The following is a 14,631-nucleotide window of genomic DNA, read 5'->3' as shown; positions in this document are numbered from 1 at the left end:
ACCGACGCGCAGCAGAACCGCGCTTTGCAGGCCCGTCTGGGCTGAATGTCGATATGCTCTAAGAAGAGGTCGCATGCCCCTCACCCGTTCGTGCTGAGCGAAGTCGGAGCACCGCACGCCGCGGCGAAGGCCGTAGCCCGGTTACGGTAAGCTAACAGGGTGCCGAGACCCCCGCGCCCGTGCTCCCGCGGAGGCGGGAGCCCAGGGTTACGGACGTTGGCACTTGCGGCACTAGGCTCCCGCTTTCGCGGGAGCACGGCAATGGATGCATCGGCGCAGCGATAATCGCCGCCGCCCGCTAATCTCAATGCCCGTAGCGTTTGATCCCGCGCTGGCGGAGACGTCGCCGGTGCCGCCGACGCAGGTACAGCGGCACGGCTACGCTTAAGACAACAATCACGATGGCGATGATCGCATAGGCGACCGTCTCACGCGTAATCTCGATCATCGGGTACGCATAAACGCGTGCGGATCGATTTGTCGATACCCCGCCCGCCGGGACGAGTATCGGTGCGACCAACGCCGCACGGGACCGGCGCTTAGGTGATTGACCGCCCGGGATTTCACCGCGACAGCATGGGCCATGCGCTTCTTCTCCGACAACGCCGCTCCTGTCCCACAAGCTGTGCTCGACGCGCTGGCCGCCGCGAACACGCTCGACACCGCCTATGACGGCGATGCATTGTCGCAGTCGCTCGACGCGCGCTTTTCGCAAGTTTTCGAAACCGCGGTCGAGGTTTTGTTGGTGCCGACCGGCACCGCCGCCAACTGCCTCGCGCTCGCCACGCTCTGTCCGCCCGACGGCGGCGTGATCTGCCACCGCGACGCGCACATCAATGTGGACGAGGGCGGCGCACCCGAATTCTACACCCATGGCGCGAAGCTGCTGCTCGCCGATGGCGACGGCGCGAAGCTGACGCCTGATGCCATCGAAGCGGTCGCATCGCGCATCCGCGCCGATGTGCATCAGGTGCAGCCCCACGTTGTTTCGATCAGCAACGCCACCGAATATGGCCTCGCCTACACACCCGCCGAAGTCGCCGCGATCGGCGCGGTTGCCCGCGCCCGCGGCCTCGCGCTGCACATGGACGGCGCGCGCTTCGCCAATGCGGTCGCACACGTGGGCTGCACGCCCGCCGACGTGACGTGGCGCGCCGGGGTCGACGCGCTGTCGTTCGGCTTCATCAAGAATGGCGCGATGAATGCCGAAGCGCTCGTCTTCTTCCGCCCCGGCCTCGCCGCCATGGCGAAGCGCCGCCGCAAGCGCGCCGGCCTGCTGAGTTCGAAGGGCCGGTATCTCGCCGCGCAGCTACTGGCGATGCTCGACGGCGAGCTGTGGCTGACCAACGCCCGGGCGGCCAACGCCGCCGCTACGTTGCTGGCAAAGGGTGCACCGCATCGACTGGTCCACCCGGTCGAGGCCAATGAGATCTTCCTGCGCGCCACGCCTGAAGAAGCGGCCAGCCTGCGCGCGTTGGGCTTCGATTTCTACGACTGGGCCGATGGCGAGATCCGGCTGGTGACGTCGTGGAACCAGACCGAAGCGGAGATCGCCCCGCTGGCGGAGGCAATCGCGGCGCTGGGGTAACGCACCGAGCGCACCTTCATCGTACCCCGGCGAGGATGGCGGAACCTCACCCCCGAAAGAGTCGCGCTCGCCCCCCGCGCTCGCTAAGGCGCGCGCATGAGCGCCGCCCCGCCCCCGCAATCGACGCGCCTCGCGGTCCTGATCCCCTTCGCGATCGTCACGCTGATCTGGGGATCGACGTGGATCGTCATCGCCGGCCAGCTGGGCCAGGTGCCGCCGAGCTGGTCGGTCAGCTACCGCTTCATCGTCGCCGGCGTCGCGATGCTCGGCTGGGCGGCGTATCGCGGGGAACTGGCGCGGCTCGATGCGCGCGGTTGGGGCTTTGCCGCCGCGCTCGGCACGCTGCAGTTCGTGCTCAACTTCAACTTCGTCTACCGCGCTGAGCATTTCATCACCTCAGGCCTCGTCGCGGTGGTGTTCGCGCTGATGCTGGTGCCCAACGCCACGCTGGCGCGCATCTTCCTCGGCCAGCGCATGGGGCGGCAGCTGATCCTTGGTTCACTCGTCGCCATTTCGGGCGTCGCCTTGCTGTTCGTGCATGAGGTCGCGAGCGATCCCGGCGGCCGGACCGCGCTGTTCGCCGGCATCGGCTTCACGCTGGCCGCGGTCATCTCCGCCTCCAGCGCCAACATCATGCAGGGCACGCAGGCGGCGAAGCGCTATCCGATGAGCGGCATGCTCGGCATCGCCATGCTGATCGGCGCAGGCGTCGACGCGGCCTACGCCTTCGCCACGGTCGGTGCGCCGGTGTTCCCGGCCGACCCGCTATACTGGGCGGGCGTCGCCTATCTCGGCGTGTTCGCCTCGGCCATCGCCTTCCCGCTCTACTTCGGGGTGATCCGCGTGATCGGCCCGGCGAAGGCGGCCTATTCGGGCGCGATCGTGCCGGTCATCGCCATGCTGCTGTCGACGGTGTTCGAGGGCTATCGCTGGTCGCCGCTCGCCGCCGCCGGTGCCGTCGTGGTCGTCGTCGGCCTCGTCATCGCGCTGACCGCGCGCAGGCCCAATCGATAGTCGGGATAGCGCGGGCGCCAGTCCAGCACGCGCTTCGCCTTCAGGTTCGAAACCCGCCGGTTCTCGGCATAGAAGCCGCGCGCCATCGGGCTGAGGTCGGCCAGCGCCACCACCGGCGGATCGGGCAGCCCCAGCAGCCGCGCGGCGTACAATGCGACATCGTCCTGGTTGGCGGGCAGATCGTCGGAAAGGTTGTACGCCCCTGCCGGCGCATCGAACGCCGCGACGACGCCGCTGGCGATATCGTCGACATGGACCCGGCTGAAGATCTGGTCGGGCAGCCGCGTCAGATGCGCCTTGCCCTCCGCCACCCGGTCGAGCGCCGAGCGGCCGGGGCCGTAGATGCCGGGCAGGCGGAACACCCGCGAACCCCGCGCCAGCCACGCCGTATCCGCCGCGTTCCGGTTCGCCCGCCGCCCCGCGACCGGCGCGCTCTCATCCACCCAGCCGCCACCTGCATCGCCATAAACGCCGGTCGACGACAGATACCCGAGCCACCGCCCGTCCAAAGCATCGCCATAGCGCGACAGCACCGGCTCATCCCCGTCCCCCGGCGGCACCGAGGACAGGATATGCGTCGACGCGGCGATGGCGGCGCGCACGCCCGCATCATCGTCGAACGCGAGATCGCCGGAGCGCCCGGTCGCCATGACGACGCCCGCTGCCTTCACCGCATCGGCGATACGCGCGGCGGTATAGCCAAGGCCGAAGATCAGGAGACGCACTAAGCCCTCTCCCCGAGGGGGAGAGGGTGGCCGAGCGCAGCGAGGTCGGGAGAGGGGCAGTAGGCCCAATCTCGGTGAGACGCCTGCCCCTCTCCCAACCCTCTCCCCAAAGGGGAGAGGGCCATAAAATCACTTCGCCCCATAACCCCCATACAGCAGTCCGAAGAAATCGCCCTTGTTCCACCTTGGCCGCTCCGCGCCGTCGGCGATTTCGCGCGCGATGGCGTAGTTGACGTCGACGAAGCGCACGCCCTGCGACCAGTCGAGCGCCGGGCCCTGCCACGGCTCGTCGGACGGCTGGTGATAATGGTTCTTGAAGAAGTCATCGACTGCCGCCTTGCCCGGTCCCTTCTGCCCCGGCCACAGGAAGACGCTCGGGATGCCCTGCTGCACGAAGCGATAATGATCGGAGCGGACGAACAGACCCTGTTCCGGCATCGGATCGGGCGAGAAGCCCACTCCGATCGACGCCGCCGCGCGCTTCACGATCGGCCCCAGCGTCGAACGCTCCGCACCGAAGGCAATCACGTCCTCGAACTTGTAGGTGATGATCGGCATGTCGAGGTTGACGTCCGCCACCAGCGCCTTGGCCGGCACGGTCGGGTTGTTCGCGAAATACTCCGCGCCGACCAGCCCCTTCTCCTCGGCGGTGACGGCGAGAAAGATGATCGAGCGCTTGGGCGGCGTCCCGCTCGCCTTGAACTTCTTGGCTTCCTCGATCAGCGAGGCGATGCCGACCGCATTGTCCTCCGCCCCGTTGTAGATCGTGTCGCCCTTCGCGTTCGGCCGCCCGACGCCGACATGGTCGAGGTGCGCCGACAGCACGACATATTCTTGCCGGAGCTTCGCATCGCCCCCCGGCAGGATGCCAACGACGTTGCTGCTGGGCAACGGCGTGGTCGTCGTGCGGATCGTCGCCTTCAGCGTGGCGGGCAGCACCCGCGCCCGGAACTTCGTCTCGCTCGATCCCGCACCCGCGGCGATCTCCGCCCAGTCGGCGCCGAACAGCCTGCCCGCCGCCCCCGCGCTGATCGTGCCGAGCACCGGAGCCTTGGGCGCGATGTTGTAGCCGGTGCCGTCCTTGCGCGCCCAGGTCACGCGCACCCGGTCATAGCCAGGCGCCTGCATCGCCAGCGGGCGGGTGGCGGCGGTCTTCGGATTTTCGATCACGATCACGCCGACCGCGCCCTTCGATTGCGCGATCGCCGCCTTGGTCGCAGTCCCGCCGAAGTGCGCGCGCTCCTCGGTGTTCAGGCTCTCGGGCGCGCCCCCGAACAGCATCACGATCTTGCCGCGCACGTCGACGCCCGCATAATCGTCGCGCCCCGCCGAGACGATGCCGTATCCGACGAAAGCCAGCGGCGCGTTGACGCTCGTCGTCGCGGCGGCGGCGTTGCTCGCCGGAATATAATCCTCACCGAACGACAGCGGCATCGCCGCGCCGCCCTTCGGCGTCACCACGAACTCGCCCTTGTCGGCGACCTTCACCTGGATCAGCGGCACCGCCTGCAGATAGCTGCCGTCGTCGCCGCCCGGACGCAGCCCGGCCGCATAGAATTGCGCGGCGACATATTGCGCGGCGATGTCATATTCCGGGCTGCCCGCATCGCGCCCGCGCATCGCATCGCTCGCCAGGAACATGACGTGCGCCTTCATCGCCGCCTCGGCGGGCGACAGCGGGGCGTTCAGCACCGCGTTGCGCTTGGCGAGGTCGGCAGGCGTTATGGTCTGCACCGCCGGGGCGGGCGACGTCTGCGCCTTGTCCTGCGCGTTCGCCGAGGAGGCGATCAGGGCGAGAGCGGATACGGCATGGCGAAGATGGATCAAGGTCGCGGACTTTCGTGGGGATAGGATGTCCACGACGTAGCAATGCTTTGCGCCCTCAAGCAATTCACTAGCCGCCGAAGCGCACCGCAGGATATACGAGCGGCCTATGGACGTCATCTCCACCGCTTCGCCCGCCCCCCGCGTCATCCACCGCGCCGATTACCTGCCGCCCGATTGGCTGGTCGAGCATATCGCGCTGGAATTCGATCTCGACCCGGCGAAGACGATCGTCCGCGCCACCCTGTCGGTCGCCCGCAACGGTACGCACGACCGGCCGCTGCACCTCGACGGCGATGCGCTGACGCTCGTCTCGGTCGCGGTCGATGGCGGAGCCGGCGACTGGCATCGCGATGGCGACGCGCTGGTCGTCACGCTGTCGGGCGAAAAGCATGAAGTCGCGACCGAGGTCGAACTGGCACCGGAAACCAACACCCAGTTGATGGGCCTCTACGCCTCGAGCGGGCTGCTCTGCACCCAGTGCGAGGCGCAGGGCTTTCGCCGCATCACCTTCTTCCCCGACCGACCCGACGTGCTCGCGCGCTATTCGGTGCGGCTGATCGCGGACAAGGCGCGCTTCCCCGTGCTGCTGGCGAACGGCGATCCGGTCGGCGCTGGCGATCTGGACGGCGGCCGCCATTTTGCCGACTGGAACGATCCTTTCCCGAAGCCCAGCTACCTCTTCGCGATCGTCGCAGGCGATCTCGTCGCCAACCGCGCCACCTTCGTCACCCGCTGGGGCCGCTCGGTCCAGCTCGGCATATGGGTGCGCGCCGCCGATCTGCCCAAGACCGACCACGCGCTCGCCGCGCTCGAAACCTCGATGCGCTGGGACGAGCAGGTCTATGGCCGCGAATATGATCTCGACGTGTTCAACATCGTCGCGGTCGATGATTTCAACTTCGGCGCGATGGAGAACAAGGGGCTGAACATCTTTAACAGCCGCTACATCCTCGCCGACCCCGATACCGCCACCGACTTCGACTATGACGGCATCGCCGCGGTCGTCGCACACGAATATTTCCACAACTGGTCGGGCAACCGCGTCACCTGCCGCGACTGGTTCCAGCTTTCCCTCAAGGAAGGCTTCACCGTCTATCGCGACCAGGGCTTCTCCGCCGATCAGGGCTCGGCCGCGGTCAAGCGGATTGAGGATGTCCGTGCGCTGCGCGCCGCGCAGTTCCCCGAGGATGCGGGACCGCTCGCCCATCCGATCCGGCCGGACAGCTATATCGAGATCAGCAACTTCTACACCGCCACCATCTACAACAAGGGGGCGGAGGTCATCCGCATGATGGCGACGCTGCTCGGCAAGGAACGGTTCCGCGCCGGCACCGACCTGTATTTCGATCGCTTCGACGGCACGGCCGCGACCTGTGAGGATTTCGTCGCGTCGATGGAAGATGCCGGCGACATCGACCTCGCCCAGTTTCGCCGCTGGTATTCGCAGGCTGGCACGCCGCGCGTCACCGCGCGCCTGACACACGAACAGGGCGCCGGTCGCGCCACCCTGTCGCTGGCGCAGACCGTGCCGCCCACGCCCGGCCAGCCGGACAAGGCGCCGATGGTCCTGCCCCTGCGCATCCGTCTGTTCGGCAGCGAGACGGCCAAGCCGCTCGGCGCCGAACAGCTCGTCGTACTGACCGATGCCAGTGCGGAGATCGTCTTCGAATCGATCGCCGAGCGCCCCGTCCTCTCCATCAACCGCGGCTTCTCCGCACCCGTGGTGGTCGAGGCGGACCGTAGCGCCGCCGACCTCGCCTTCCTCTCGGCACACGACGACGATCCGTTCGCGCGGTACGAGGCGATGCAGCAGTTGATGCTCGACACGCTGGCCCGCGCGGTCACCACCGGTCGTGGCGATCATCACGCCGTCATCGACGCCGTGCGCAACACGCTGACCGACGCCGCGCTCGACCATGCTTTCATTGCCGAAGCCGTGCTGCTGCCGTCCGAAAGCTTCATCGGCGACCAGATGGCCACCGTCGATCCCGATGCCATCTTCCATGCGCGCGAAGCGCTGCGCCGCGATCTGGGCACCGCGCTCGCCCGCGAATGGCGCGCGGCCTATCATGCGACGCAGGCCGATCGCTTCGTCTACTCCCCATCGGCGAAGGGCGACCGCCGCCTGCGCGCGGTGGCGCTCGGCTATATCGCCGCGACCGATGCCGCCGACGCCGCCACCCTCGCCTTCCGCCAGTTCGAGGCGGCCGACAACATGACCGATCGCCAGTCGGCGCTGGTCACGCTCGTCAATGGCGCGTCGGACGAACGCATCGCCGCGCTCGACATCTTCTACAACCGCTACCGCGACAATCCGCTCGTCCTCGACAAATGGTTCCAGGTGCAGGCGCTGTCGTCGCGCGACGATGCCGCCGAAGCGGTCGAGGAACTCGCCGGACACCGCGACTTCACCCTCGCCAACCCCAACCGCGCCCGCGCGCTGGTCGGCGCGTTCGGGGTGAACCAGCGCGCTTTCCACGACATCTCCGGCCGCGGCTACCGCTTCCTCGCCGACCAACTGATCGCGCTCGACCGCCTCAACCCACAGACCGCGGCGAAGCTCATCCCGCCGCTCGGCCGATGGCGCCGCTTCGACGTCCGCCGCGCCGCCCTGATGCGCGGCGAACTCGAACGCATCCTCGCCACACCCGGCCTGTCGAAGGACGTGTTCGAACAGGCATCGAAGAGTCTGGACGGGTAAGGGGGCCCGCCCCGCTCATGCGGAGCGAGGTCGAAGCGCATTGCGGGAGACAGGGCCTACAAGGTCCTGTCCCCGGCGACGGCGGTCGCTTTGCCAGTCGGTCTCCACGAAACCCATGTCCTACATCGCCGCAATCTGCTTCACCCGTGGGATTGCGCATCCGCCGACGCAAAAGCGACAAAAGAGACGACAGGAGACGAATGCAGCGCGTTCCGGTAACCTTTGGTGAAGCGCAGACCCGAACCCCGCTGTCCCGCAGTCGCCGATCATGCTTGAACGCCTTGCTATGACCCGCTTGCGCCTTGCCCATTCCACCCCGAACGCGCGGAAGCGATGACTCCGCTGCGCATCCCCCGCCCCGCGACCGCGCTCGCCATCCTCGTCGCGATCCTCGTCGCGCTCGCCTGGACGCGCGGGATCGATCATGACGAGAGCCAGTATGTCACCGCCGCGCGGCTGACCGCGAACGGCCTCTTGCCCTACCGCGACTATGCCTATCTGCAGACGCCGCTCCAGCCGTTCCTGTTCGCGCCAGTGGCATGGGTGCTCGACTTGCCCGGCTGGACATGGCCGGGACTGCGCGTCGCCAACGCGCTCTGCGCCGCGATCGCAGTCACGGCGACGTGGCGGGCGATGCGCGTGGCGAGCGTGTCGCAGCGGACGGCGACGATCTGCGCCGCCTTGTTCGCGGCAACCGACATCTTGCTCTTCTCCGCCGGCACCGCGCGCAACGACGCGCTGCCCGCCGCATTGTTCGCGCTCGCCCTGCCCGCCATGCTGCGTGCCGAAACCGGCGAGACGACACCACGCGCGGCAATGCTCGCCGGGCTACTGCTGGCGGCGGCGGCGGCGGCCAAGGTGTCCTACGCCCTGCCCGCCGCGACCTATGGCATCTACGCGATCGCCGTCCGACGACACCGTCCGCTGTGGGTCGCGATCGGCGCGCTCCCCGTCGTCGCCTTCACCGGCTGGCTGGCGTGGGAGGCACCGGGCGGCTTCGTGTTCGGCACGCTGACCTTCCCGACCGAGGCACCGGCCGAATATTACGTCGCGACCGGCCGCGCGTGGAAGCTGTCGGCGGCGGCAAAGGCGGTCGATCTGCTGAAGTTCCTCGCCCTCGGTCCCGCGTTGCTGGCGATCGTCGCGATCACGATCCGGCGTGGTCGGCGGCCCTCGCTCGCCGGGCTGCTGTTTGCCGCCGGCCTCATCTCCGCCGTCCTGCCGTCGCCGACGTGGCGCCAGTATCTGCTGCCCGCGCTACCGCCGTTGTTCCTGCTGCTCGCGATGCGCTGGCAGGCGCTGGCGCCAAGTCGCGGGTGGCAAGCCGCCTTCGCGGTCTTCGCGGTCGCCGGCCTCATCCCCTCGGTCGTCGCATCGCTGACCAGCGCGGGCATGGACACCGCACGGCGCGAAAGCCGAGCCCTCGCCGCCACCTCGGCGCAAGGCCGCGTCGCGACGCTCTCGCCGCAGTTCCTGCCCGCCGGTCTCACCCCGGACCCCCGCTTCGCCACCGGCCCCTTCTATTTCCGCAGCTGCGATCTCGTCCCCGCCGCCGACGAAGCGCGCCTGCAGCTCGTCTCGCACGCCCGGCTCGACACGCTGGCGAGCGACCCGCCCGACTTCATCCTGGTCGGCGGAGAGGGCCGCTGGACCAGCGGAGAGGACGCGCTCGACGCCCAACTGGAACGCTGGGCGCAGGCGAACGGCTGGGTTCGCATCCCGACCGCGCGCCGACTGCGGCTCTACGCCCCGCCCGCCGCCTTGCGCTCGATCAGCCCGCGATAATAGTCGACCAGCGCGATCGCATGGTCGCGATCGCTCAGCACCTTGCCCGCCGCCTCGACACTCGCCGCGCGCAACGCCTGCTGGTCCCGCGCGAACATCCGCCGGATCGCCGCGGCGGCGGAGCGAGCGTCCTTCGCGCGATACGTCTCGGCGAACTGCGGCTCGGCGATCTCGAACGCGCCGCCCTGGTCGGGCACGATCAGCGGCAGGCCCGACGCCACCGCCTCCAGCGCGACCAGCCCGAACGGCTCGGCATCGGACCCGTGGATCAGCGCATCCGCGCTCGCCATGATCCGCGCGAAGCGCTCGCGCTCGTACACCGGGCGAAACAGCCGGATATGCGGGCTACCCTCTACCCGCTTGGCCAACTTCTGATGGTCGACGCCGTACCCGAGCAGCATCAGCGCGACCGGCATCGTCTCCCCCGCCCGCTCGACCGCATCGATGATCGTCGGCCAGCGCTTCTCGGGATGATGCCGCCCGACCCCGAGCAGCAACTTGCCCTCCGCCGGTAGGCCGCACTGCGCCAGCAGCGCCGCCCGCAGCGTCTCGTCGCGCAGGGCTGGAGAGAAATGGCTGCGCTCGATCCCCAGCGGCATCGCGGCATCGACATGCAGCCCTCGCCGCTCGTGCCGCCGCGCCAGATCAGCGCCGTTGGTGACGAACGCGTCGAACTGCGTCAGGAACCGCCCCATGTAGCTGGTGTACCAGGCAAACCACCGCTCGACCGTCGCCATGTCGGCCACGCCCTCCAGCCAGCGACCGGGATAGGCGCCCATGTTGTCGTTGTGCGCGAAGAAGATCTTCAGCGCCCGGCCCTGCCAGTCGCCCACCGTCCACGCCGGCCGCCACGGCGACGAGACCTCGACGACATCGGGATCGAGCTGGTCGAGCAGCCGCACGATCGGTTCGCGCTGCCAAAACAGGCCATAGCTGCGATCGAACGGCAGGCGCGGCGCGCGCACCCAATGAATACGCCCGCCGCCGGGACGCTCCTCGATGCGATCGTCATAGCCCGGCGCGACGACGATCAGCTCGTGGCCCAGATCGGCGAGAATCCCCATCTTGCGATCGAGATACGTCCGCACGCCACCACCGGTCGGCGAGTAATAATCGTTGACGTCGACGATGCGCATAGGCCGGCCCCGAAGGTGTCAGCCGTTATAAGGGGCGAAACCCGACAGGCCACGCAGATACTGCGCACGGATCGTGACGCTCGTCACCCCCGATCCGACGTTCAGCACCGCTTGTTCCACCTTGGGCCGGCTGCGCCCCAGATTGCCCGCCGCGACGAAGCCCGCGCCGTCGCGCCAGAAGTTAAACTTGTTCTTGCCGTCGCGGTCGTGCGTGAACAGCAGGGCATAGCGCCCCGGCGCCGGCACGCGGATGCACAAGGTCACGTCGCCCGATTGCGGCGGCTGCGCCCACACGCGGCGGAACGTCTTGCCCTCGCGGATCAGGTCGCGATCGTCCTTCAGGAAATCCGCCTCGACCGCGGGATAGAGCTCCAGCTTCAGCCGGCCGATCCGGTCCTTCAGCCCGGTCACCGCGACGCGAATGGCGGGGCCGCTGCCGCTGTTGCAGGCGGCGGCATCGTCGCCGATCGCCTGCGCGCGCGCGGTCGCGGGGGTGGCGACGCCGGATAGCGCAAGCACCGGGGCCAGCGTCAGGGCGATCAGCGTCGCGGACGGGCGGGTCATGCTTTTTTCCTCGTCATCAAGCCGTACAGGCCGAACCCGGCCACGCTCACCACATGCGTCAACAGCGTCAGCGCGGCGGTGAAGGCGATCAGTTCCGACAGGGCCTCACCTTCGCCGATCAACAGGATCGCAATGTTGGCGAAAAGCAGGTCTTTGTTCGGCACCAGCGGCAATCGCGAGACGAGCAGGCGCCCGGCGGCCAGGAACAGCCACATGCCGACCGACACCTCCGGCATCGCGAAATGCCAGGCAAGCGCGATCATCGTCGATCCGAAAATCAGGCGGATGCAATGCACCCAGAACACCCACCACAGCACGCCGCGCGGCAACGAGAAGACGCGGCGCGAGAAGATCAGGAACGGCAGCGACATGGCGAACATGATCGCCGCCGATCCGGCCACGGTGTGGAACTGATCGGTGGTCAGCAGGTCCTTCGCGAACGGCAGCGCGACCGCGATCATGGCCAGCGTGATGCCGTTGCCCGCGATCGCGGACAGGATCGAATTGTCCTTCACCGCCCCGAACGGCGCGGCGACCATCTTCATCCGCTCGCGCGCCCAAGCGTAGAAATACGCCTCGCCGGTGTATCCGAACACCACTTCGTTCGCGACGCGCTTCTTCATCAGCGCGATCAGCCCCTCGGGCGGAATCTTCCACAGCTTGCGAAAGATGATCCAATCGAACGTCGGCGGCGACATGTAGAGCAGCAGGAAGGCGATGTAGAACGCCGGCCGCTCCGGCACGGTGGCCGAAAGCGCGCCCAGCCCCTCGCCCAGCAATTCCTTGCCCAGGAACGCGACCATCAGCAGCGTCAGCCCGCCCGCCAGCACCGCGGGCCAGCGGCGGCGGATGCGGGCGATCGGCTCCAGCGCGGCAATCTCGCCGGGGGGCGGAACGGGTGCACTCGTGTCGGCAACGCCGGCGCCGGGCTGCGCGGCGATCTGGTGGTCGGGCAGGTTCAAGAAATGGCTTTCCGTAATCGCCCGCTACCGGCTGGAGGATGGACCCGGGTATTCGTCATGGACCCGATTCCGCACCGGATTATTTCCGATGTGCAACCGAATACGGCCTTATAGGCGGCAGAATTGGGCTGTAGCATGGCAGGAAACAAGCCATGTCCGCATCAGCCCCCGCCAGCCATATCCTGACCTTCGCGCAGACGCTTGCCGGCGGCGGGGTGGAGCGTGCCATGTTGCGGCTGGCGGGACACTGGATCGCCGCCGGGCGCCGCGTCACGATCGTGATCGGATTCACCGATGGCCCGCTCGCCGCCGAACTGCCCGAGGGCGCGCAGCCGATCGTGCTCGACGACGCGCGCCATGCCGCGCTGCGCAAAGCCCTTCCCGGCATCGTCGCGCAGGCGCGGCCCGACGCGATCTTCTGCCCCGGCAACCACTACACGGTCGATGCCGCGTGGCTGCGCCTGCGGCTCGGGCGGCGCTGCCCGCCGATCGTCGCCAAGGTGTCGAACGCGCTCGTCCGCACCGACATGGGATGGATCGCACCCGGGTACCGCGCCTGGCTGCGCCTCCACCCGCGTTTTCTCGACGCCGTCGTGGCGATGACACCCGGCATGGCGCGCGAAGCGGTCGCGGCGATGGATATCGCGGCCGACCGAGTGCATGTCATCCCTAATCCACCGGCGCTGCCCCGGCCCGGTGCGACGCTGCCGCCGCTGCCGTCACGCTACATCGCCGGGGTGGGTCGCCTCGCCCCGCAGAAGCGCTGGGATCGCGCGCTCGCGGCGCTGGCGGCGCTCGACGATCAAAACATTCCGCTCGTCATCGCCGGCGACGGGCCGTTGCGCGACTCGTTGCTCGAACAGGCGCAGCGGCTGGGCGTCGCTCACCGGCTCCACCTGCTCGGCCATATCGCCGATCCGCTGCCGCTGATCGAGCGCGCCGCGCTGGTCGTACTGTCGTCGGACTACGAAGGCGTGCCCGGTGTGCTGCGCGAGGCGCTGGCGCTCGGCACGCCCGTCGTCAGCACCGATTCGAGCGTAGCGGTGCGGGAGATCGTCGACGATCCCGCGCGCGGCACCGTAGTGCCGGTCGACGCCACGCCCGCGCTGGTCGCGGCGATCGACGCATGGCTGGCCGGACGCCCCCGCCCCGCCCCGCAGTCCGGCGGCGGCGATCCGGCCGGCGACTATCTGTCGCTGTTCGACTCGCTTGCGTCGTCGTCCTCGTCGTCCTGAGCCGTCCGCTCGGACCGTCGCTCCAGCGCCGCCTTCGTCATCGCCGTGATCGGGTCGGCCAGCGCCAACCCGAGGATACCGAGCAGCGCGCTCGCCAGGATTTGCGTCCCCAGCGTCAGCGCCGGCGGCATGTCAACCGTCTTCTTCGCCACCAGCGGCAGCAGGACATAGCCGTCGAACGTCTGCACCACGATATAGGTCAGGATCGCCCACATCCCCGTGTCGGACCCGGCCGAGAAGCCCACCGCCACCATCAGCACGCCCGAGATGAAGGCACCGATGTTGGGGATGAAGGCGAGAAGGCCGGTCAGCACGCCCAGGATCATCGCCATCGGCACGCCGCCCAGCATCAGCGCGAACCAGGTCAGGATACCCTCGGCCACCATGCCCAGCAGGCGCCCGGCCAGCAGGCGGCGCAGCGTATGGCCCATCCGCCGCACGGTGACCGCGAATTCCTCGCGGTGCGCCTGCGGGACCAGCCATTGCAGTCCGCGCTCATAGATGCGCGGGTCCATCGCCACGAACAGGCCTATGACCATAATCATGAACATCGTCGTCAGGGCGCCGACCGCACTGCCCACCCACGACGTCAGCCGCCCGACCGAACTCATCGCCTGCCGCGCAATGCCGCTGATGTCGGACGCGCCGGGCATCAGCCCCTGCTGCGTCAGCCAGCCGGTCAGCCGCATCGCCTGTCCCTCCAGCGTCGATCGCAGCTGCGTGACCTGTTCGGTCACCTGCACGCCGGTCAGGTAGAAGGTGCCGACGATGAACGCGACCGTCAGCAGGCAGACGATCAGCAGCCGCCAGCCCCGCCCGATCGGCAATATGCGACCCAGCAGCCGAACGCCGCCGTCCAGCATCGACGCGAATACCAGCCCCGCCAGGATTACCAGCAACGGCTGGATCAGCAGCACCACCAGCGCCAGCGCCGATGCCATTCCCAGCCACACCGCCGCGCGCCGGATCTCGATGCGCACCTGCGGATCGCGGATTTCGTTCGGGCTCGCGCCGTCGACGACCGGGACGTGCCGTTTGCCGTCGCGCACGACGGTGTCGGTATCGTCCGGCTTTGCGGCGTCGGCGCCGGTCGA

Annotated in this window: 12 protein-coding genes; 5 read left to right on the top strand and 7 right to left on the bottom strand. The window is 68.5% G+C overall.

Annotated elements, in window-relative coordinates; translation table 11 throughout:
* Positions 1-304 precede the first annotated feature (304 nt).
* A complete protein-coding gene (locus tag ACX40P_RS03605; protein WP_459124909.1) occupies positions 305-448 on the bottom strand; it encodes a hypothetical protein in 144 nt (47 codons plus the stop codon).
* A 135-nt stretch (positions 449-583) separates the two neighbouring features.
* Here ACX40P_RS03605 and ACX40P_RS03600 point away from each other — a divergent pair, with 135 nt between their 5' ends.
* Both ACX40P_RS03600 and ACX40P_RS03595 read left to right on the top strand, forming a co-directional pair.
* Positions 584-1,588, top strand: coding sequence for a threonine aldolase family protein (locus tag ACX40P_RS03600; RefSeq protein WP_459124908.1), 1,005 nt, complete (start codon positions 584-586; stop codon positions 1,586-1,588).
* Positions 1,589-1,684: 96 nt separating this feature from the next.
* The gene (locus ACX40P_RS03595; RefSeq protein WP_459124907.1) at positions 1,685-2,602 is read left to right on the top strand and encodes a DMT family transporter; all 918 of its coding nucleotides are present in this window, start codon (positions 1,685-1,687) and stop codon (positions 2,600-2,602) included.
* Here the strand turns inward: ACX40P_RS03595 and ACX40P_RS03590 are convergent.
* Positions 2,512-3,327, bottom strand: a complete 816-nt coding sequence (locus ACX40P_RS03590; RefSeq protein WP_459124906.1) for a Rossmann-fold NAD(P)-binding domain-containing protein — start codon at positions 3,325-3,327, stop codon at positions 2,512-2,514. The two genes, ACX40P_RS03595 and ACX40P_RS03590, sit on opposite strands and share 91 nt — an antisense overlap.
* A gap of 129 nt (positions 3,328-3,456) precedes the next feature.
* Entirely contained in the window at positions 3,457-5,154 is a 1,698-nt protein-coding gene (locus ACX40P_RS03585; protein ID WP_459124905.1) for a M28 family metallopeptidase, read from the bottom strand.
* Positions 5,155-5,260: 106 nt separating this feature from the next.
* On the opposite strand from ACX40P_RS03585, the gene pepN reads away from it, so the two are divergent.
* Positions 5,261-7,855, top strand: coding sequence for an aminopeptidase N (gene pepN, locus ACX40P_RS03580; RefSeq protein WP_459124904.1), 2,595 nt, complete (start codon positions 5,261-5,263; stop codon positions 7,853-7,855).
* 333 nt (positions 7,856-8,188) lie between these two features.
* Positions 8,189-9,640: a DUF2029 domain-containing protein gene (locus tag ACX40P_RS03575; RefSeq protein ID WP_459124903.1), complete on the top strand. Its 1,452-nt coding sequence runs from the start codon at positions 8,189-8,191 to the stop codon at positions 9,638-9,640.
* On the opposite strand, the gene ACX40P_RS03570 is transcribed toward ACX40P_RS03575, so the two are convergent.
* Genes ACX40P_RS03570 through ACX40P_RS03560 form a run of 3 tightly spaced genes read right to left on the bottom strand, consistent with a single transcriptional unit; the run spans position 9,598 to position 12,302 of the window.
* On the bottom strand, positions 9,598-10,776 hold the full coding sequence (locus ACX40P_RS03570; protein WP_459124902.1) for a glycosyltransferase: 1,179 nt from the start codon (positions 10,774-10,776) through the stop codon (positions 9,598-9,600). The two genes, ACX40P_RS03575 and ACX40P_RS03570, sit on opposite strands and share 43 nt — an antisense overlap.
* 18 nt (positions 10,777-10,794) lie before the next feature.
* Positions 10,795-11,340: a DUF2141 domain-containing protein gene (locus tag ACX40P_RS03565; RefSeq protein ID WP_459124901.1), complete on the bottom strand. Its 546-nt coding sequence runs from the start codon at positions 11,338-11,340 to the stop codon at positions 10,795-10,797.
* Entirely contained in the window at positions 11,337-12,302 is a 966-nt protein-coding gene (locus ACX40P_RS03560; protein ID WP_459124900.1) for a hypothetical protein, read from the bottom strand. Before ACX40P_RS03560 ends, ACX40P_RS03565 begins: the two co-directional genes overlap by 4 nt.
* Before the next feature lie 152 nt (positions 12,303-12,454).
* On the opposite strand from ACX40P_RS03560, the gene ACX40P_RS03555 reads away from it, so the two are divergent.
* Positions 12,455-13,537: a glycosyltransferase gene (locus ACX40P_RS03555; protein WP_459124899.1), complete on the top strand. Its 1,083-nt coding sequence runs from the start codon at positions 12,455-12,457 to the stop codon at positions 13,535-13,537.
* Here ACX40P_RS03555 and ACX40P_RS03550 read toward each other — a convergent pair.
* Positions 13,489-14,586 carry an AI-2E family transporter gene (locus ACX40P_RS03550; protein WP_459125233.1) on the bottom strand — a complete coding sequence of 366 codons (1,098 nt, stop codon included), beginning with the start codon at positions 14,584-14,586 and terminating at the stop codon, positions 13,489-13,491. The genes ACX40P_RS03555 and ACX40P_RS03550 overlap by 49 nt on opposite strands.
* Between the last annotated feature and the right edge of the window lie 45 nt (positions 14,587-14,631).

Source organism: Sphingomonas sp. RS2018 (assembly GCF_054489605.1).
This window is presented reverse-complemented; position numbering and strand designations above follow the sequence as displayed.